Genomic DNA, 19767 nt, shown 5'->3' on the forward strand with positions numbered 1-19767 from the left:
ACCGTGTCCCGCCGGCGGGCCTCACGCTCCAGAAAGCCGGCGCCCTCCTTGGTCGGGCTCTGTCGTGCCCTCCCCGCGCCCCGGACGGGGTTCGGCCGGCTCCGCGATGCGGTCCGGGCGGGTGTAGACGTTGGCGCCGTGACCGCGCAGGAACCCGACCAGGGTGAGGCCGAGCTCCTCGGCCAGGTCCACCGCGAGCGAGGACGGTGCCGAGACCGCGGCGAGCAGCGGGATCCCGGCGAGGGCCGCCTTCTGGGTCAGTTCGAACGAGGCGCGGCCGCTGACCAGCAGCAGGTGGCCGGTCAGCGGCAGCCGCCCCTCGCGCAGGGCCCACCCGATCACCTTGTCCACCGCGTTGTGCCGGCCGACGTCCTCGCGGGCGCAGAGCAGTTCACCGTCCGGGGCGAACAGGCCGGCCGCGTGCAGTCCGCCGGTGGACTCGAAGGTGCGCTGCGCCGCGCGCAGCCGGTCGGGCAGGGCGTAGAGCAGTTCGGGGGTGACTGTGAGCGGGTCCCGGTCGAGCGGGTGGCGGACGTGCATCCGCACCGCGTCGACGGTGTCCCGGCCGCACAGGCCGCAGGCGCTGGTGGTCAGCAGGTTGCGGTGGCTGGAGAGGGCGGTCGCGGCGCCGCGTACGGTCGCGTCCACCACGTTGTAGCTGTTCGCGCCGTCGGCGTCGGTCCCGGCGCAGTAGCGGAGCGCGGCGAGCTGGTCGGAGTGCTCGACCGTCCCCTCGCCGACCAGGAACCCGGCCACCAGGTCGAAGTCGTGCCCGGGGGTGCGCATGGTCACCGTCAGCGCCTGGCCGCCGACCCGGATCTCCAGTGGCTCCTCCGCCGCCAGCGCGTCCGGCCGTGCGCCCCGCTCGTCCCCGCGCAGCCGCACCACCCGACGCCGTACCGTCGCCCGTACCATCAGCCCTCCGCCTCCCCGTGTCTCCTCGCTCAGCTTGCGCCACCCGGCCGCCGCGGCGGAAATCCGCGGGGTCCGCCGGGCTCCGCCACCTGCGGGACGCCGGTGCCGGCCGTCGTCACCGACCCGGGCCGGGGATCCCGTGGAGCGAGATCTCCCGGAACGATGGTTGTCATATTCTCATTCACCTGCTCTGATTATGTATATGGATATGCACAGTGCTGTGGCCCCGGACGCGCCGCTCGTGCTGGTCGGCAAGGCCGACGTCAGCGCCGAGGACGTGGTCGCCGTCGCGCGGGGCAATGCCCGGGTCGAGATCGGCCCCGACGCACTCGCCGAGATGGCGGGTGCCCGGGCTCGGATCGATGCTCTCGCGGCCGAGCCGCGTCCCGTCTACGGCGTCTCCACCGGGTTCGGTGCGCTCGCCGTCCGGCACATCAGCCCCGAGCTGCGGGCTCAGCTCCAGCGCTCGCTGGTCCGCTCGCACGCCGCCGGCATGGGCCCGACGGTGGAGCGGGAGGTGGTCAGGGCGCTGGTGTTCCTGCGGATGAAGACGCTGGCCTCCGGCCGCACCGGTGTCCGTCCGCTGGTCGCGCAGACCATGGCCGCCATCCTCAACGCGGGCATCACCCCGGTGGTGCGGGAGTTCGGCTCGCTGGGCTGCTCCGGCGACCTGGCCCCGCTGTCGCACTGCGCGCTGGTCCTGATGGGCGAGGGCGAAGCGTTCGGCCCGGACGGCGGGATCCGCCCCGCCGGCGAGCTGCTGGCGGAGGCCGGCATCGAGCCGGTCGAGCTGCTGGAGAAGGAGGGCCTGGCCCTCATCAACGGCACCGACGGCATGCTCGGCATGCTGGTGATGGCCATCGCCGACCTCTCCCGCCTGTTCACCACCGCCGACATCACCGCCGCGATGACCCTGGAGGCGCTGCTCGGCAGCGAGAAGGTGCTCGCCCCCGAGCTGCACGCCCCGATCCGTCCGCACCCCGGCCAGGCGCTCAGCGCGGCCAACATGCTCGCCGTGCTCCAGGACTCCGGGCTGACCGGGCACCACCAGGACGACGCTCCGCGCGTCCAGGACGCCTACTCCATCCGCTGCGCCCCGCAGGTGGCCGGCGCCGGCCGCGACACCCTCGCGCACGCCCAGCTGGTCGCCTCCCGCGAACTGGCCGCCTCGGTCGACAACCCGGTGGTGCTGCCGGACGGCCGGGTCGAGTCGAACGGCAACTTCCACGGCGCCCCGGTCGCGTACGTGCTGGACTTCCTCGCCATCGCCGCCGCCGACCTGGGCTCGATCTCCGAGCGCCGCACCGACCGGCTGCTGGACAAGGCGCGCTCGCACGGCCTGCCGGCCTTCCTGGCCGACGACCCGGGCGTGGACTCCGGTCTGATGATCGCCCAGTACACCCAGGCCGCCCTGGTCAGCGAGAACAAGCGGCTGGCCGTCCCGGCCTCGGTGGACTCCATCCCGTCCTCGGCGATGCAGGAGGACCATGTCTCGATGGGTTGGTCCGCGGCCCGCAAGCTGCGCCAGGCCGTGGACAACCTCGGACGGATCCTCGCGGTCGAACTGACCGCCGCTGCCCGTGCGTTGGAGATCCGTACCGACAACGGCAGCGGGCCCACCGCGCCCGCCACCGGCGCCGCCGTCGCCGCCGCCCGCGCGGCCGGTGTCGGCGGGCCCGGACGGGACCGCTTCCTCTCGCCCGACCTGGAGGCCGCCGCCGCGCTGGTCGCCTCGGGCGAGCTGATCCAGGCCGTCGAGCGGGTGACCGGGCCGCTGGCCTGAGCACCCGAGGTGTGAACAGGGGCGCGAGGCCCTGCCCGGTCGGCCGCGGCGCGTACGCGGTCGACCGGGCGGGCACCGCGCCCCGCGGGTTCGTCCGACCGCCCGGAAGGGCCCGTTCGGCGGCCCGGATACCCTGGCCCGACGCCCCCGGCGGGCCGTCCCGCTGTTCGATACGTCGTTGCCCGCCCGGGCGGGACTGCGCCACAGTCGTCCCACCCGCCGCGACCGGTCCCGTGGCCGACGGCGTGTGCTGCCACCAGAGCCCGGAGGTACCGCTGATGACCGCCATGGACGAGACCGGCACGGCCGGTCCCTCCGCCCGACTGCTGCAGCTCTTCGAGGGCCACCGGCTCACCCCGACCCAGCGGCGGATCGCGCACTCGCTGGTCCGGCACGCCAACGAGGCACCGTTCCTCTCCAGCGTCGAGGTGGCCGAACTCGCCGGGGTCAGCCAGCCCTCGGTCACCCGCTTCGCCGTCGCGCTCGGCTTCGACGGCTACCCGGCACTGCGCCGGCAGCTGCGCGATCTGGGCGCGGGCGAGCAGGCGGCGCCCGAGACGCCCGACGACGCGGTCCGCAACGAGCACCAGCAGGCCGTGCTCGCCGAGATCGAGCACCTGCGCCACCTCGCCGAGCTGCTGGCCGACCCCGAACCGATCGTCCGCGCCGCCCGGCTGCTGGCCGCCTCCCGCCCGCTGCCGGTGCTCGGGCTGCGCGCGGCCTCCGCCCAGGCCAGGGGCTTCGCGTACTTCGCGGCCAAGGTGCACCCGGACATCCGGCTGCTGGACGAGGGCGGCAGCATGCTCGCCGACCGGCTGGAACAGGCCGCCGCCGCCGGGGCCAGCGCGTTGCTCTGCTTCGCCCTGCCGCGCTACCCGCGCGAGCTGATGGACGCCCTCGCCGTCGCCCGTGACTGCGGGTTGACCGTCCTCACCGTCGCGGACAGCTCCTTCGCCCCGGTCGCCAAGCTCTCCGACCTCCTCCTCCCGGCGGCGGTCGGCACCGGTCTGGTCTTCGACACCGCCTGCGCGCCGATGATGCTCGGCCGGATCCTGCTGCAGACGATGTGTGACGAACTCCCGGGCGCGGAAGCCAGGTTGGAGGCCATCGAGCACTCGGCGGCGGCACGCGGGCTCTTCCTGGAATAGCTGCCAGGCCGCTTCGGTCGACCGTGAAACGGCGACATCCGCTCGCTCCGGAACGGTTGCTGACACCCCGTTGGCGGGCATCTCATCAACAGGTCCCGGTGCAGGGGCCGGACGGGGGTGCCAGCCATGCGTCCGATCCACCAGATGAGACTGACCGGCCGGCTCGCCTCGGGGGCCGACGAGTGGTCCTGCCCCACCTGCGGCCGTCGTATCGCGCTGCGGCGTCCGCCCGACCCGGAAGTGGTGGTCCTGGACGTCGGCGACGAGTCCGCCGTCCACGTCGGGCTCGTCGAGCCGGACGAGGCCGCCGCGGCGGTGGCCGAGAAGTACGGCCTCGGCCCGATCCAGGAGATCCCGCGCCCGCCGGCTCCCGCCGCGCCCGACGCCGTGCGGTCCGATGCCGCGCGGAGCGACCTCGTCACGCCTGACGCCGAGGACCGCGCCTGGCTGGCCGAGATCGGCATCGACTGGGACGGCGGCGCGGCGGCCTGAGCGGCCTGCCCCTGATCCCCGGCGTCAGCGCTGCGCGGCGGCCGCCAGGTGCTCGGCGAGTGCCCGGGCGGCCGCCGCGTCCAGCGGTTCGTGGCCGACCAGCAGCCGGTACCAGAGGAAGCCGTAGCCGAGGTCAACCAGTACCTTCGGGTCCGCATCCGGCCTCAACTCGCCGCGCTCCTGGGCGCGTTGGAACAGCAGCCGGAGTGCGGAGCGGCGCCGGGCGGTGAAGTCGGCGAGCACCGCGGCGACCGCCCGCTCGCGCTGCGCCCCGGACACCACCTCGACGAGCAGCCGGGTCATGCCCTGGTCCGCCAGTGCGGCGAAGGAGGCTCGGACTGCGCCGGCGGCGCCACCCTGGCTACCGGCCGCTGAGCCGGGCGCCCGAAGCCGAAGCCGAAGCCGAACCCGAAGCAGGGGCCGGGCCCCCGCTCGCCCGGCGGACCGCCTGTTGCTGTATGGATTTATTCAGGACTGCCCTCTGGTCCCGGCCCACTTGTTTGGATATATTCAGAGCATTCGATCCTGAATGAATCCATCCGCAAGGAGGCCGGGAGCATGGTTCAGCAGCAGGCGGGCAGTGGCCCGCGCGAGGTGCGTGCGGCGCGCGGGACCCAGCTGACCGCGCAGGGCTGGCAGCAGGAAGCCGCGATGCGGATGCTCATGAACAACCTCGACCCCGAGGTCGCCGAGCACCCGTCCAAGCTGGTCGTCTACGGTGGCACCGGCAAGGCCGCGCGCGACTGGCGCTCGTTCGACGCGATGGTCCGCACCCTGCAGACGCTCAAGCAGGACGAGACCATGCTGGTCCAGTCGGGCCGCCCGGTCGGCGTGATGCAGACCCACGAGTGGGCGCCGCGCGTCCTGATCGCCAACTCCAACCTGGTCGGCGACTGGGCCAACTGGGAGGAGTTCCGCCGGCTGGAGAGCCTCGGGCTCACCATGTACGGGCAGATGACCGCCGGTTCCTGGATCTACATCGGCACCCAGGGCATCCTGCAGGGCACCTACGAGACCTTCGCCGCCGTCGCCACCAAGAAGTTCAACGGCACGCTGGCGGGCACCATCACGCTGACCGCCGGTCTCGGCGGCATGGGCGGCGCCCAGCCGCTGGCCGTCACCATGAACGGCGGCGTGGCGATCTGCATCGACTGCGACCCCTCCCGGATCGCCCGCCGGATCGAGCACCGCTACCTGGACGTCGAGGCGAAGGACCTCGCCCACGCGCTCGAACTGGCCACCGCCGCCCGGGACAAGAAGCAGCCGCTCTCCATCGGCGTGCTGGGCAACGCCGCCGAGCTGGTGCCGCAGCTGCTGGCGATGGACGCCCCGATCGACATCGTCACCGACCAGACCAGCGCCCACGACCCGCTGAGCTACCTGCCCATCGGCGTCGACTTCGAAGACATGGCCACCTACGCGGCCGAGAAGCCCGCCGAGTTCACCCAGCGCTCGCGCGAGTCGATGGCCAGGCACGTGGAGGCGATGGTCGGATTCCAGGACCGCGGCGCCGAGGTCTTCGACTACGGCAACTCGATCCGCGGCGAGGCCCAACTCGCGGGTTACCAGCGGGCCTTCGAGTTCCCCGGGTTCGTCCCGGCGTACATCCGCCCGCTGTTCTGCGAGGGCAAGGGCCCGTTCCGCTGGGCCGCGCTCTCCGGCGACGCGCGGGACATCCACAAGACCGACCAGGCCGTGCTCGACCTCTTCCCGGAGAACGAGTCGCTGGCCCGCTGGATCAGGATGGCCCAGGAGAGGGTGCACTTCCAGGGCCTCCCGGCGCGCATCTGCTGGCTCGGCTACGGCGAGCGCGACAAGGCCGGCGAGCGCTTCAACGACATGGTCGCCTCCGGCGAGCTCTCCGCCCCGATCGTGATCGGCCGTGACCACCTCGACTGCGGCTCGGTCGCCTCCCCGTACCGCGAGACCGAGGCGATGCTGGACGGTTCGGACGCCATCGCCGACTGGCCGCTGCTCAACGCCATGGTCAACGTAGCCTCCGGCGCGTCCTGGGTCTCCATCCACCACGGCGGCGGCGTCGGCATCGGCCGCTCGATCCACGCCGGCCAGGTCACCGTGGCCGACGGTACGGCGCTCGCGGGCGAGAAGATCCGCCGGGTGCTCACCAACGACCCGGGCATGGGCGTCATCCGGCACGTCGACGCCGGCTACGACCGAGCCACCGAGGTCGCGGCCGAGCGCGGAGTCCGCGTCCCGATGGGTGAGCTGTGACCTCCGGCAGTTTCGAACGGATGTGGGCGGAGCTGCTCCCCGTGGGCCGCTCCGCCTCCTCCGGCGGCTACCGCCGCTTCGCCTGGAACTCCGCCGACGCCGAGTGCCGGGCCTGGTTCGAGGAGCAGGCCCGCTCGCGCGGCCTGACCTACGAGCTGGACCGCAACGGCAACCAGTGGGCCTGGCTGGGCGATCCGAACGGCGAGGGCGCGGTCGTCACCGGCTCGCACCTGGACTCCGTCCCGGACGGCGGTGCCTTCGACGGCCCGCTCGGGGTGGTCTCCTCCTTCGCCGCCCTGGACGAACTCCGCTCCCGCGGTGCCGGGTTCAGCCGGCCGCTGGCGATCGTCAACTTCGGCGACGAGGAGGGTGCCCGGTTCGGCGTCGCCTGCATCGGATCCCGCCTCAGCGCCGGGGTGCTCTCCCGGGAGGCCGCGTACGAGCTGCGCGACGCCGACGGCGTGCGGCTGCCCGACGCGATGGAGCGGGCCGGCCACGACCCGAGCGCGATCGGCGCGGACGGCGACCGGCTCGCCCGGATCGGTGCCTTCGTCGAACTGCACGTCGAGCAGGGACGCCACCTGACGGAGGGGCAACCGGTCGGGGTGGCCAGCGCGATCTGGCCGCACGGCCGCTGGCGCTTCGACTTCCACGGCGAGGCCAACCACGCCGGCACCACCCGGATCGAGGACCGCCGCGACCCGATGCTCACCTACGCCAACACCGTGCTCGCCGCCCGCAAGAAGGCGAAGCTGGCGGGTGCGCTGGCCACCTTCGGCAAGGTCGCGGTGGAACCCAACGGCACCAACGCCATCGCCTCCCTGGTCCGCGGCTGGCTGGACTCCCGGGCCGCCGACGAGCGGACCTTGGACGCGCTGGTCGAGGAGATCCGGCAGGCGGCGTACGAGCGCGGTGGCCGCGACGGCGTGCGGGTCGAGCTGACCCGGGAGTCGTTCACGCCGGTCGTCGACTTCGACTCCCCGCTGCGCGACCGCCTCGCCAAGCTGCTCGGAGACGTCCCCGTGCTGCCCACCGGGGCGGGACACGACGCCGGAATCCTGGCATCGGTGATCCCGACCGCCATGCTGTTCGTGCGGAACCCGAGCGGGGTCTCGCACTCCCCGGCCGAGCACGCCGAGGAGGCCGACTGCCTCGCCGGAGTGGCCGCCCTCGCCGACGTACTGGAGGACCTCGCATGCCAGCCGTAGCCACGTACTGGGCGGAGCACGCCTGGCTGCCGCACGCCGGCGGTCCGGTGGTCGGGCACGAGGTGCTGATCGGCGTCGGCCCGGACGGCAGGATCACCGGGGTCACCCCGGGCAGCGGGCCCTGCCCGCCGGACGCAGTCAAGCTTACCGGCCTGACCCTGCCGGGGCAGGCCAACGCCCACTCGCACGCCTTCCACCGTGCCCTGCGCGGCCACGTCCAGATCGGCTCGGGCACCTTCTGGACCTGGCGGGACACCATGTACCGGTTCGCCGGGGCGCTCGACCCGGACAGCTACCTGGCGCTGGCCACCGCCGTGTACGCGGAGATGGCCCTCGCCGGGATCACCGCCGTCGGCGAGTTCCACTACCTGCACCACGCGCCCGGCGGCGGCCGCTACGCCGATGCCAACGCCATGGGTGAGGCGCTGATCGAGGCGGCGGCCCGGGCCGGCATCCGGATCACCCTGCTGGACACCTGCTACCTCTCCTCCGGGTTCGGCGCCGAGCCCACCGAGCCGCAGCTGCGGTTCAGCGACGGCGACGCGGACGCCTGGGCGGCGCGGGCCGGCGAGATCAAGGAGCGCGGGCACGCCAGGATCGGCGCGGCCATCCACTCGGTCCGGGCCGTCCCGGCCGACCAGCTGACCACCGTCGCGCACTGGGCGGCGATGCGCAGGGCACCGCTGCACGTCCACCTCTCCGAGCAGACCGCCGAGAACGACGCCTGCCTCACCGCCCACGGCGTCACCCCGACCCGGCTGCTCGCCGACCACGGCGTCCTCGGCCCGCGGACCTCGGCCGTGCACGCCACCCACCTCACCGACGAGGACATCCGGCTGCTCACCGACTCCTCGACCAGCATCTGCATGTGCCCGACCACCGAACGCGACCTCGCGGACGGCATCGGACCGGCCCGGCGGCTGGCCAGCGGCGGCTGCCCGATCACCCTGGGCAGTGACAGCCACGCCGTCATCGACCCGTTCGAGGAGGCGCGGGCGCTGGAGCTGAACGAGCGCCTGGACAGCCGCACCCGGGGCCACTGGACGGCGGGCGCCCTGCTGCGGGCCGGCACCGAGGACGGCCACGCCTCGCTCGGCTGGCCCGAGGCGGGCCGGATCGAAGCCGGTGCGCTCGCGGACCTCACCGTGGTCGCGCTGGACTCGGTGCGCACCGCCGGACCCGCCCCCGCGCTCGGCGCCGAGACGGCGGTCTTCGCGGCCTCGGCCGCCGACGTCCGGCACGTGGTGGTGGGCGGCCGGCAGATCGTCCGCGACGGGGTGCACCAGCTGGTCGCGGACGTTCCGGCGGCGCTGCGCGACTCCATCGCCGCACTGCAGTCCTGAGTCCTGCCGGGCGCGCGGACGGAACGGCCGCCGCCGACCCACGCCCGCGCCGCCGGTCCGCGTCCACGGGCGCGGGAAGTCGCACCACCCCCGGTGGTGCACCCTCCGCGCCCCGAAACCCCGAAAGGCTTCCCTTGAGCACTCTCCTGATCACCGATGTCGGCAGTCTGGTCACCAACGACCCCGCGCACGGCACCGGCCCGCTGGGCCTGCTGGAGGACGCCGCCGTGCTGGTCGAGGCCGGGCGGGTGGCGTGGGTCGGCCCGGCGGCCTCGGCGCCCGCCGCCGACGAGCGGTACGAGGCGGGCGGCCGGGCGCTGCTGCCGGGCTTCGTGGACTCGCACGCGCACCTGGTCTTCGCCGGTGACCGCACCGCCGAGTTCAACGCCCGGATGTCCGGCCAGTCCTACAGCGCGGGCGGTATCCGGACCACCGTCGCCGCCACCCGCGCCGCGAGCGACGAGGAGCTGGACGCCAACCTGGTCCGCTTCCTGAACGAGGCGCTCCGCCAGGGCACCACCACCGTGGAGTGCAAGTCCGGCTACGGCCTCACGGTCGCCGACGAGGCACGCGCGCTGCGGATCGCCGCGTCGCACACCCCCGAGACCACCTACCTGGGCGCCCATGTGGTGGCCCCCGAGTTCGCCGACGACCCGGCGGCCTACGTGGACCTGGTGACCGGCGAGATGCTGGACGCCTGCGCTCCGCACGCCCGCTGGGTGGACGTCTTCTGCGAGCAGGGCGCCTTCGACGGGGACCAGGCCCGGGCCGTCCTCACCGCCGGGGCCGAGCGCGGGCTGATCCCCCGGGTGCACGCCAACCAGCTCTCCCACGGGCCCGGGGTGCAGCTGGCCGTGGAGCTCGGCGCGGCCTCGGCCGACCACTGCACCCACCTCACCGACGCCGACGTGGCCGCGCTGGCGGAGTCGGACACCGTGGCCACCCTGCTCCCCGGCGCGGAGTTCTCCACCCGCGCGAAGTACCCCGACGCGCGCCGGCTGCTGGATGCGGGCGCCACCGTCGCGCTGTCCACGGACTGCAACCCGGGCTCCAGCTTCACCAGCTCGATGGCCTTCTGCATCGCGGTGGCCGTCCGCGAGATGGGCATGACCCCGGACGAGGCCGTGTACGCCGCGACCGCCGGCGGCGCCCGGGCGCTGCGGCGCACCGACGTCGGCGGCATCACCGTGGGAGCCCGGGCCGATCTGCAGCTGCTGGACGCCCCCTCGCACGTGCACCTGGCCTACCGTCCCGGCGTGCCGCTCACGGCGGCGGTCTGGCGCGCGGGCGTGCGGATGGTCTGAGCCGAAGCGGCGAAGGGCCGGTACCCGTGGGGGTACCGACCCTTCGCCGGTGGGGGATCAGCGGTGCGTCAGTGCACGTCGCCCATCAGGGTGACGACCTTCTTGCGGTACATCGCCAGGGCGACACCGGCGACGAGGGCCATCGCGCCCTGGACCGCGAAGTACCAGGTGCTGCCGACGGCGGCGTCGCCGAGGACCAGCTGGAAGATGGCGGCCACGCAGTCACCGGCGGTGACGGCGAGGAACCAGACACCCATCATCTGGCTGGCGTACTTGGTCGGGGCCAGCTTGGTGGTGACCGAGAGGCCGACCGGGGAGAGGGTCAGCTCACCGACGGTCTGGATCAGGTAGACCATGGCCAGCCACAGCGGGGTGACCTTGACGCCACCGGAGGCGGCGGCCATCGCCATCATCATCACCAGGAAGGAGGCGCCGATCATCAGCAGACCGATGGCGAACTTCATGGTGGTGCTGGGGTTCTTGCCGCGCTTGGACAGCCAGACCCAGAGCCAGGCGAAGACCGGGGCCAGCGCCATGATGTAGAGCGGGTTCAGCGACTGGAACCAGCTGGACGGGAAGTTGATCCCGAACAGGTCCGAGGCGGTGTTCTTGTCGGCGAAGACGTTCAGCGTCGAGCCGGACTGGTCGTAGATCATCCAGAACACGGCGGCGGCGATGAAGAACCAGATGTAGCCGCTCATCTTGGACTGCTCGTCCGAGTTGAGGTCCTGGTCCTTCTTCACCTTGGCGAAGACGAACACCGGGATCGCGATGCCGGCGATCGACAGCGGCCAGACCGCCCAGTCGATGGTGAAGGAGCCGGTCGCCACGACGACGCCGTAGAAGACCACGGCCGCGGCCAGCCACATGCCGGCCTTGCGGAAGATCGCGCTCTTCTCCTCGGCGGAGATCGGCGAGGTCACCACGTCGCTCTTGGCGCTCAGGTGGCGGGTGCCCAGCAGGAACTGGCCCAGACCCAGGGCCATGCCGACACCGGCGAGGGCGAAGCCCAGGTGCCAGTTGACGCTCTGGCCGACGGTGCCGATGACCAGCGGGGCCGCGAAGGCACCGAGGTTGATGCCCATGTAGAAGACGGTGAAGCCACCGTCGCGGCGGGGGTCGTTCGGGCCGTCGTACAGGTGGCCGACCATCGTGGAGATGTTGGCCTTGAGCAGACCGGAGCCGATGGCGATGAAGGCCAGGCCGGTGAAGAACGACACGGAGGCCGGGACGGCCAGCAGGAAGTGGCCGATCATGATGATCGTGCCACCGACCGCGACGGTCTTGCGCGCACCGAGGAAGCGGTCCGCGATCCAGCCGCCGGGCAGGGCCAGCAGGTAGACCATGGCCGTGTACACGCTGTACACCGCGCTGGCGATGGCCACCTTCATTCCGAGGCCGCCCTCGGCCACGGAGGCGGTCATGTAGAGCACCAGCAGGGCACGCATGCCGTAGTAGCTGAAGCGCTCCCACATCTCGCTCATGAAGAGCGTGGCGAGGCCCCGGGGGTGCCCGAGGAAGGTCTTGCCACTGGAGGGAGCCGACTGGAGGTCGGCAGCCACGGTCGTAGACGCCATAGGTAGTGGTTCCTTGCCTGAAGCGTTCGCCCATGAGGGGGGTTGGGGCGAACGGGTACCAGGCCACTGTACGTGGCGGTATTCCTCTCAATCGGGGGACAAAACAGGCTATGAGCGTATTGCCCAAGTAAAGGATCAAGGCACTTGACTGCCGAGTTCCATGGCAAGTTGGCGACTATTCCTTCGAACCGCAGGTTTGTGTGGGGAGATTTTCGGTCATCCCCGAGCGATCTCCCGGCTGGAGGGGGGCATGACAACGATTGATAACAATCACGCTCTGTGAACTAGCTCACAGCGCCCGTCAGCCGCCGGATCCGGCCCGCCGCCAGCAGGAACAGGGCCCCGGCGAGCGCCGCCAGCGCGCATGCCCCGGTCGGCGGGCAGGGAGAGGGAGAGCACCAGCAGCGAGCGCATCCAGTAGAAGCTGAACCGCTCCCAGAACTCGGTCGCGAACAGGGTGGCCAGTCCGCGCGGATGTCCGAGGAAGGTGCGCCCGCCGCCGGGCGGTGCGCCCGGCGGGGGAGCCCGCCGGGACCCCGTCCACCCCGCAACTCGGCTGCGCCGCCTGCCATTCGCCCTCCCGAGCCCGCCGTCGGTGAGAGATCACGTCAGGATCCGGCGCCCGGTGAGCCGGCAGGACCGGACGGGATTGCGTCGTCCGAGGAGAAGCCGCAGTCCGGGGGGCCTGATCGCGGGCCGCCAAGCCGACTACCATCGCCCCATGACCTGTGTGCTGCTGGCCGAGGACGACCCGGCAATCTCCGAACCGCTGGCCCGCGCGCTGCGCCGCGAGGGTTACGAGGTCCTCGTTCGCGAGGACGGCCCGTCCGCGCTCGGCGCCGCCCTGACCGAGGAGGTCGACCTCGTCGTCCTCGATCTCGGCCTGCCCGAGATGGACGGCCTCGAAGTCTGCCGACGGCTGCGCGCCGACGGCCGCAGCTGCCCGGTGCTGGTGCTGACCGCGCGCGCCGACGAAGTGGACACCGTGGTCGGCCTGGACGCCGGCGCGGACGACTACGTCACCAAGCCCTTCCGGCTGGCCGAGCTGCTCGCCCGGGTCCGGGCGCTGCTGCGGCGCGGCAACGTGGACCAGCTCACCACCGGCGCGCACGGCGTGAAGATCGACATCGAGTCGCACCGCGCCTGGCTCGGCGAAGAGGAGCTGACCCTCTCCGCGAAGGAGTTCGAGCTGCTCCGGGTGCTGGTCCGGGACGCCGGCCGGGTGGTGACCCGCGAGGAGATCATGCGCCAGGTCTGGGACACCACTTGGTGGACCTCCACCAAGACCCTGGACATGCACATCTCCTGGCTGCGCAAGAAGCTCGGCGACGACGCGGCCAACCCCCGCTACATCGCCACGGTGCGCGGCGTCGGCTTCCGCTTCGAGAAGAACTGACCCCGCCTTCGGGGAGGACCGAGCCTTCGGGAAGGACCGACCCCGACCCCAGACCGCACCAGTGAACCGACCAGAGGGCATCCCGGCGTGAAGCGCAGAATGATCAACTCGCTGCTGGGCGTGGTCCTGGTGGTGGTGGCGGTGTTCTGCGTCCCGCTCGCGCTGATCGAGAAGCAGAGCATCGTCAACGCCGCGAACGACCGGGTCGACGCGGCGGCCGTCCGCGTGCTCGGCCTGGTGGAGAGCCGACTGGCGGCGGGCGAGCCGGTCACCGGGGAGAAGTTCGCCGCCCAGGTCACCGACGGCAGTTTCGTCACGGTCGACATCCCGGACCAGCCGCTGATCGCGGTCGGCCGCCCGGTCACCGGCCCCGCCCTCACCGCCACCGAGCAGGGGCTGAGCGGGGAGGTGGTCACCGTCGTCCAGTCCAGGACCGACGTGGACCGCGAGATCGGCAACATGCTGCTGCTGCTCGGCCTGGTGGCCCTGCTGGCGGTCCAGGCGGCGGTCGCGCTCGCGGTGTGGCAGGCCAAGCGGCTCGCCAGGCCGCTCACCGACCTCGCCGAGACCGCCGAACGCCTGGGCTCCGGCGACCCCCGCCCGCGCGACCGTCGCTACGGGGTGCCCGAACTCGACCGGGTCGCCGAGGTGCTGGACACCAGCGCGGAGCGGATCGCCCGGATGCTCACGGCGGAACGGCGTCTGGCCGCCGACGCCTCGCACCAGCTGCGCACCCCGCTCACCGCGCTCTCCATGCGCCTCGAGGAGATCACCGCCCTCGCCGAGGAGCCGAACACCGTCCGGGAGGAGGCGACGATCGCGCTCCAGCAGGTCGAGCGGCTCACCGACGTGGTGCAGCGGCTGCTCACCAACCAGCGCGACCCGCACAGCCCGACCGCCGTGGTCTTCGACCTGGACGACGTCATCAAGCAGCAGATCGAGGAGTGGGGCCCCTCGCTCCGCGAGACCGGGCGCAGCCTGCGGATCGAGGGCCTCAGGAGCGTCTCGGTGATCGGGACTCCGGGCACGGTCGCCCAGATCCTGGCCACATTGATCGAGAACTCCCTGATGCACGGCGCCGGGGCCATCACGCTCAGGGTGCGTCCGTCCGGGAACTCGATCGTGGCCGAGGTCCAGGACGAGGGCCCGGGAGTGCCGCCGGAGCTCGGCAACCGGGTCTTCGAACGTGCCGTCAGCGGCCGCAACTCCACCGGTATCGGCCTTGCCGTGGCCCGCGACCTGGCCGAGGCCGACGGCGGCCGGCTGGAGCTGCTCTCGCTCAAACCTCCGGTGTTCGCCCTCTTCCTGAGCCGCGCCGGCGTCCGTTAGGGCCTGTCCGGCGAAGCTTCCCGGAAGCGGCGGCGGCCCCGGGTGGAGCCCAACGGCCGTCCCGCTGCCGCTACTTCGCGTACTGCGGCTGCTCGGCCGCCAGCAGCCGCTCGGCCTCGTCCACCACCTGCGGCTCCGCCAGCTCGGGCATCGCCTTGAACACCCAGGTGCGGTAGGAGAAGAAGCGGAAAACCGTGCCCGCCGCCAGGCCGACCACGTTCTTGGCGATCAGCTGGCTGCCGGACGAGGTGTAGTGCAGCACGTGCACCGAGAAGGCCAGGATGCCGTTCTCGATCAGCATCCCGATCCCGCTGAAGATCAGGAACAGCGTGATCTCCCGCTTGCGGGAGGCCGCGTCGCGGTCGCGGTACAGCCAGTACCGGTAGCCGAGGTAGTTGGTCCCGATCGCGACGGCGGTGGCGATGAAACCCGCGAACGAGTGGATCAGGCCCTCGCCCTGGAGGCAGACCCAGAAGACCACGGCGTTGACCACCACGCCGGCGGCGCCGACGATCCCGAACTTGATCACTTCGCCCGAGAGTCCGCGCAGCCGCTGGATCAGCGAAGGCCCGGTGCTGGTGGTCGCGGTCATACCCGGCAGTCTCCTGTGCGCGCGTACGAGAGGTGAGTGAGCGCTCGCCAGGGCGCAGCGCGACCGGACCCTCCTGTACAAGATCGGATAGTTCCCGGGGTCCGGCCCCCCAGGCTACTCGTTCCCACCAGGCCCACCGGCGCCAAGGGCCACTCCCCGGCCGGTTCCGGCCACCGCGTTCACGCGTCGTTCAAGCGGATGCACCGGCCTTGACCGGCCCGGATATCCTGGGCAGCGTGACTTTCGCGGGCAAAGTGAATTTTCCAGTGGTCGGCATGATCGGCGGCGGGCAGCTGGCCCGCATGGCACACGAGGCGGGTATCCCATTGGGGATCCGCTTCCGGCTCCTCGCCGACACCCCGCAGGACTCCGCCGCCCAGGTCGTCTCGGACGTCGTGCTCGGCGACTACCGCGACCTGGACACGCTGCGCCGCTTCGCGGCCGGCTGCGACGTGATCACCTTCGACCACGAGCACGTGCCCACCGAGCACCTGCGGGCCCTCGAAGCCGATGGCATCGCGGTACGGCCCGGCCCGGACGCGCTGGTCAACGCCCAGGACAAGGGCGTGATGCGGGCCAGGCTGGACTCGATCGACGTTCCCTGTCCCCGGCACCGGCTGGTCACCGACCCGGCCGACGTCACCGCCTTCGCTGACGAGGGCTCCGGCTACCCGGTCGTGCTGAAGACCGTGCGCGGCGGCTACGACGGCAAGGGTGTCTGGGTGGTCGACGACGAGCAGGAGGCGGCCGCGCCGTTCCTGGCCGGGGTGCCCGTACTGGCCGAGGAGAAGGTCGACTTCGTCCGCGAGCTGGCCGCGAACGTGGTCCGCTCGCCCAGCGGCCAGGCGGTCGCCTACCCGGTGGTGGAGAGCATCCAGGAGGACGGCGTCTGCGCCGAGGTGATTGCACCGGCACCCGGTCTCGACCCCGAACTCGCCGCCGAGGCCCAGGCGTTGGCCCTGCGGATCGCGGGCGAGCTGGACATCACCGGCCACCTCGCGGTCGAGCTGTTCCAGACCCGCGACGGCCGCATCCTGGTCAACGAGCTGGCCATGCGCCCGCACAACTCCGGCCACTGGTCCATGGACGGTGCCGTCACCTCGCAGTTCGAGAACCACCTGCGCGCCGTCCTCGACCTGCCGCTGGGCGACCCGCGCCCGCGCGCCGGGTGGACCGTCATGGTGAACGTCCTCGGTGGCGACTACCCGGACATGTACCACGCCTTCCTGCACTGCATGGCCCGCGACCCGGGCCTGCGGATCCACATGTACGGCAAGGACGTCAAGCCCGGCCGCAAGGTCGGACACGTCAACGTCTTCGGGGACGACCTCGACGACGTTCGCGAGCGCGCCCGCCACGCGGCCGCCTACCTGCGAGGGACCATCACCGAATGAGCAACAGCAGCAACCCGGTTGTCGGCATCGTCATGGGCTCGGACTCCGACTGGCCCGTGATGGAGGCCGCCGCCCAGGCCCTCGACGAGTTCGAGATCCCCTACGAGGTGGATGTCGTCTCGGCGCACCGGATGCCGCGCGAGATGGTCGCGTACGGCGAGAACGCCCACCGGCGCGGGCTCAAGGCGATCATCGCCGGTGCCGGCGGCGCGGCCCACCTGCCGGGAATGCTGGCCTCGGTGACGCCGCTGCCGGTGATCGGCGTCCCGGTGCCGCTGCGCTACCTGGACGGCATGGACAGCCTGCTGTCGATCGTCCAGATGCCGGCCGGGGTGCCGGTGGCCACCGTCTCGGTCGCGGGAGCCCGCAACGCCGGGCTGCTGGCGGTCCGGATGCTCGCCGCCTTCGACCGTGAACTGGCCGAGAAGATGGTCGAGTTCCAGGCCGAGCTGAACAACCAGGCCACCGAGAAGGGCAAGAAGCTGCGCGCCAAGGTGGCCGGTTCCACCTCCTTCGGCTTCACCGGCTGACGCCTCCGGCCTGCCGGGTCCCGGCCGCCGGCTGTTTCGTCTACGGGCCGTACGGCAGGCCGCAGTCTGCCGTACGGCCCGTAGACGAGGGCCTCAGCGCAGGCTGGGCACCCCCCGGTACTCGTCATCGGGTTGCGCGATGACTCACATGGCTCGAAAAGGCGTGACGGACCGCCACTGCGGCCCAGCAGGCGGGGCGATCATCAGAGAACTCTAGCCCCGGGCACTCACCGTCCCGGCAGGTGAGAGGGCTGCTCGCCGCTCCTTCCCCGGTCCACGAACGATCCGCCGCCGGTCCGGCCGGCAGCCGGCGTCCGGTCATCGCGACGGCTGACGGCCAGCCACGGCGCCCGGCGCCCGTGCCACTCCCTCTCGGGCCGCCGGCCGGTATAGAACAGATGGCATGACTCCTGAGCTGCTCGACCGAGCCCGCGCCGTCCTCCGCGACACCCCGGTGGTGGACGGCCACAACGACCTGCCCTGGGCGATGCGCGCCCAGGTCGGGTACGACCTCGATGCGCTGGACCTCGCCGGCGACCAGAGCCCCCGGCTGCACACGGACCTGGGCCGGCTGGCCGAGGGCGGGGTCGGCGGGCAGTTCTGGTCGGTGTACGTGCCCAGCAGCTACGCGGGCGACCAGGCGGTGAGCGCCACCCTGGAGCAGATCGACTTCGTCCGCGCGCTGACCGAGCGCTACCCGGACCGGCTGCGGCTCGCCCTCACCGCGCAGGACCTGGAGACCGCCCGGGCCGAGGGCCGGATCGCCTCGCTGATGGGCGCCGAGGGCGGCCACTCGATCAACTGCTCGCTGGCCACCCTGCGCGCCCTGCACCGGCTGGGCGTCCGCTACCTGACGCTCACCCACAACGACAACGTGCCCTGGGCGGACTCCGCCACCGACGAGCCGGCGGCCGGCGGGCTGACCGCGTTCGGTGAGGAGGTGGTCCGGGAGATGAACCGGCTCGGCATGCTGGTCGACCTCTCGCACGTCTCCGCGGACACCATGCGGGACGCCCTGCGGGTCAGCGAGGCGCCGGTGATCTTCTCGCACTCCTCCGCCCGCGCGGTCTGCGAGCACCCGCGCAACATCCCGGACGACGTGCTCGCCCAGCTGCCCGCCAACGGCGGCGTGGCGATGGCCACCTTCGTACCGAAGTTCATCCTGCCCGAAGCCATCGCGTGGACCCGGGCCGCCGACGAGAACATGCGTGCCCACGGCTTCCACCCGCTGGAGACCACGCCCGCCGCCATGGAGGTCCAGCACGCCTACGAGGCCGCCCGCCCGCGCCCCGTCGCCACCCCGGCCACCGTCGCCGACCACCTCGACCACATGCGGGAGGTCGCGGGCATCGACCACATCGGCATCGGCGGCGACTTCGACGGCACCGCCTTCCTCCCGGCCGGCCTGGACGACGTCTCCGGCTACCCCAACCTGATCGCCGAACTCCTGCACCGCGGCTGGTCCCAGGCCGACATCTCCAAGCTGACCTGGCACAACGCCGTCCGCGTCCTGCGCGACGCGGAGTCGGTCGCGTCCACCCTCCGGACCACCCGCAAGCCCTCGATCGCGACCATCGCCCAGCTCGACGGCTGAGCGGGACGGCGGGCGGGCGACCGGGCAGTGGCCCGGGCCCTCGCCCGGCGGCTTGACCCTGCCCCTGGGACAGACGGGAGCGTGTCCGGCGTGGAGGAAGACGCACTGCTGAGCATCGGCGTGTTCGCACGCCGGGCCCGCCTGTCCCAGAAGGCCCTGCGGCTGTACGACCGCCAGGGCGTGCTGCCACCCGACCGGGTCGACCCGGTCACCGGCTACCGCTACTACCGCGAGAGCCGGCTGGCGGACGCCAGGCTGATCGTGCTGCTGCGCGGCCTGGACATGCCCCTGGCACAGGTCGCCGAGCTGCTGGCCGTCCCCGGCCGGGAGCGGGCCGCGCTGGTGGCACGCTACTGGGACGGCATCGAGCGACGCCTCGCGGCCCAACGGGAGCTCGCCGTGCACCTCCGCATCCAACTCTCAGGACGCGAAGGGATTCTGGACATGTACGAGATCCAGCACCGCGAGGTGCCCGAACAGCTGGTGCTCACCGAGCGGCGCAACGCCGCTCCCCAGGACCTGCCGGAGTGGATCCCGGCCGCCACCGACCGCCTGACCGAGGCGGCCGAGGCCCACGGCGGAGTGGTCGCGGCACCGTTCGTGGTGTACCACGGCGAGGTCAACGAGGACAACGACGGTCCGGTCGAGGTCTGCGTACCGATCGATCCCTCCCACGCGGGCACCCTCACCGTGCCCGGCCGGATCGAACCGGCCCACCGCGAGGTCTACACCCGGATCACCAAGGCCCAGGTCGAGTACCCGCAGATCCTCTCCGCCTACGACGCGGTCTGTGCCTGGGCGGAGCGGGAACAGGTGCCGCTCACCGGGCCGGGCCGGGAGGTCTACTTCGCCGACTGGGGCAGCGCCAAGGAGGCCGACCCGGTCTGCGACATCGCCTTCCCGACCGGCTGATGATGCCGTGAGCCGCCG

17 protein-coding genes and 1 pseudogene are annotated in these 19767 nt (G+C 72.3%); 13 read left to right on the forward strand and 5 right to left on the reverse strand.

Features of this window, described 5'->3' with window-relative positions:
• Positions 1-21: 21 nt before the first annotated feature.
• Complete coding sequence (gene fdhD / locus ACZ5ON_RS07810) at positions 22-915, reverse strand: formate dehydrogenase accessory sulfurtransferase FdhD (protein ID WP_465586966.1); 894 nt, start codon at positions 913-915, stop codon at positions 22-24.
• A gap of 208 nt (positions 916-1123) precedes the next feature.
• On the opposite strand from fdhD, the gene hutH reads away from it, so the two are divergent.
• The 3 genes from hutH to ACZ5ON_RS07825 all read left to right on the forward strand — a co-directional run bounded on the left by hutH (position 1124) and on the right by ACZ5ON_RS07825 (position 4338).
• The gene (gene hutH / locus ACZ5ON_RS07815) at positions 1124-2698 is read left to right on the forward strand and encodes a histidine ammonia-lyase (protein ID WP_465587165.1); all 1575 of its coding nucleotides are present in this window, start codon (positions 1124-1126) and stop codon (positions 2696-2698) included.
• A 278-nt stretch (positions 2699-2976) separates the two neighbouring features.
• Positions 2977-3846: a MurR/RpiR family transcriptional regulator gene (locus tag ACZ5ON_RS07820; RefSeq protein ID WP_465586969.1), complete on the forward strand. Its 870-nt coding sequence runs from the start codon at positions 2977-2979 to the stop codon at positions 3844-3846.
• Positions 3847-3990: 144 nt separating this feature from the next.
• Positions 3991-4338 (forward strand): hypothetical protein, encoded by a 348-nt coding sequence (locus ACZ5ON_RS07825; protein WP_465586974.1) that lies wholly within the window; start codon positions 3991-3993, stop codon positions 4336-4338.
• A 24-nt stretch (positions 4339-4362) separates the two neighbouring features.
• On the opposite strand, the gene ACZ5ON_RS07830 is transcribed toward ACZ5ON_RS07825, so the two are convergent.
• The gene (locus ACZ5ON_RS07830; RefSeq protein ID WP_465587172.1) at positions 4363-4806 is read right to left on the reverse strand and encodes a TetR-like C-terminal domain-containing protein; all 444 of its coding nucleotides are present in this window, start codon (positions 4804-4806) and stop codon (positions 4363-4365) included.
• Between the two features lie 90 nt (positions 4807-4896).
• Between ACZ5ON_RS07830 and hutU the strand changes: the two genes are divergently transcribed.
• The 4 genes from hutU (at position 4897) to hutI (ending at position 10425) form a co-directional block, all read left to right on the forward strand.
• The gene (gene hutU, locus ACZ5ON_RS07835) at positions 4897-6570 is read left to right on the forward strand and encodes a urocanate hydratase (RefSeq protein ID WP_465586978.1); all 1674 of its coding nucleotides are present in this window, start codon (positions 4897-4899) and stop codon (positions 6568-6570) included.
• Between the two features lie 20 nt (positions 6571-6590).
• Positions 6591-7778, forward strand: coding sequence for an allantoate amidohydrolase (locus tag ACZ5ON_RS07840; RefSeq protein ID WP_465587175.1), 1188 nt, complete (start codon positions 6591-6593; stop codon positions 7776-7778).
• On the forward strand, positions 7766-9121 hold the full coding sequence (locus ACZ5ON_RS07845; protein WP_465586981.1) for a formimidoylglutamate deiminase: 1356 nt from the start codon (positions 7766-7768) through the stop codon (positions 9119-9121). The genes ACZ5ON_RS07840 and ACZ5ON_RS07845 overlap by 13 nt, the downstream gene beginning before the upstream one ends.
• A gap of 134 nt (positions 9122-9255) precedes the next feature.
• The gene (gene hutI / locus ACZ5ON_RS07850) at positions 9256-10425 is read left to right on the forward strand and encodes an imidazolonepropionase (protein WP_465586985.1); all 1170 of its coding nucleotides are present in this window, start codon (positions 9256-9258) and stop codon (positions 10423-10425) included.
• A 68-nt stretch (positions 10426-10493) separates the two neighbouring features.
• On the opposite strand, the gene ACZ5ON_RS07855 is transcribed toward hutI, so the two are convergent.
• A complete protein-coding gene (locus tag ACZ5ON_RS07855) occupies positions 10494-12002 on the reverse strand; it encodes a peptide MFS transporter (protein WP_465586988.1) in 1509 nt (502 codons plus the stop codon).
• Positions 12003-12350: 348 nt separating this feature from the next.
• A pseudogene (locus ACZ5ON_RS07860) lies at positions 12351-12512 on the reverse strand (MFS transporter); the annotation flags it as partial.
• 211 nt (positions 12513-12723) lie between these two features.
• On the opposite strand from ACZ5ON_RS07860, the gene ACZ5ON_RS07865 reads away from it, so the two are divergent.
• Positions 12724-13398, forward strand: coding sequence for a response regulator transcription factor (locus ACZ5ON_RS07865; RefSeq protein ID WP_280696139.1), 675 nt, complete (start codon positions 12724-12726; stop codon positions 13396-13398).
• Between the two features lie 87 nt (positions 13399-13485).
• A complete protein-coding gene (locus ACZ5ON_RS07870) occupies positions 13486-14727 on the forward strand; it encodes an ATP-binding protein (RefSeq protein ID WP_465586992.1) in 1242 nt (413 codons plus the stop codon).
• Between the two features lie 70 nt (positions 14728-14797).
• On the opposite strand, the gene ACZ5ON_RS07875 is transcribed toward ACZ5ON_RS07870, so the two are convergent.
• The gene (locus ACZ5ON_RS07875) at positions 14798-15319 is read right to left on the reverse strand and encodes a GtrA family protein (protein WP_344638038.1); all 522 of its coding nucleotides are present in this window, start codon (positions 15317-15319) and stop codon (positions 14798-14800) included.
• 254 nt (positions 15320-15573) lie between these two features.
• Between ACZ5ON_RS07875 and ACZ5ON_RS07880 the strand changes: the two genes are divergently transcribed.
• The 4 genes from ACZ5ON_RS07880 to ACZ5ON_RS07895 all read left to right on the forward strand — a co-directional run bounded on the left by ACZ5ON_RS07880 (position 15574) and on the right by ACZ5ON_RS07895 (position 19749).
• Positions 15574-16713, forward strand: a complete 1140-nt coding sequence (locus tag ACZ5ON_RS07880; RefSeq protein ID WP_465587178.1) for a 5-(carboxyamino)imidazole ribonucleotide synthase — start codon at positions 15574-15576, stop codon at positions 16711-16713.
• The gene (purE, locus tag ACZ5ON_RS07885) at positions 16710-17243 is read left to right on the forward strand and encodes a 5-(carboxyamino)imidazole ribonucleotide mutase (RefSeq protein ID WP_344638037.1); all 534 of its coding nucleotides are present in this window, start codon (positions 16710-16712) and stop codon (positions 17241-17243) included. Before ACZ5ON_RS07880 ends, purE begins: the two co-directional genes overlap by 4 nt.
• Positions 17244-17646: 403 nt before the next feature.
• The gene (locus ACZ5ON_RS07890; protein WP_465586996.1) at positions 17647-18837 is read left to right on the forward strand and encodes a dipeptidase; all 1191 of its coding nucleotides are present in this window, start codon (positions 17647-17649) and stop codon (positions 18835-18837) included.
• Between the two features lie 90 nt (positions 18838-18927).
• Positions 18928-19749, forward strand: coding sequence for a MerR family transcriptional regulator (locus ACZ5ON_RS07895; RefSeq protein ID WP_465587001.1), 822 nt, complete (start codon positions 18928-18930; stop codon positions 19747-19749).
• Positions 19750-19767 lie beyond the last annotated feature (18 nt).

The organism is Kitasatospora sp. NPDC032150, from assembly GCF_055579945.1.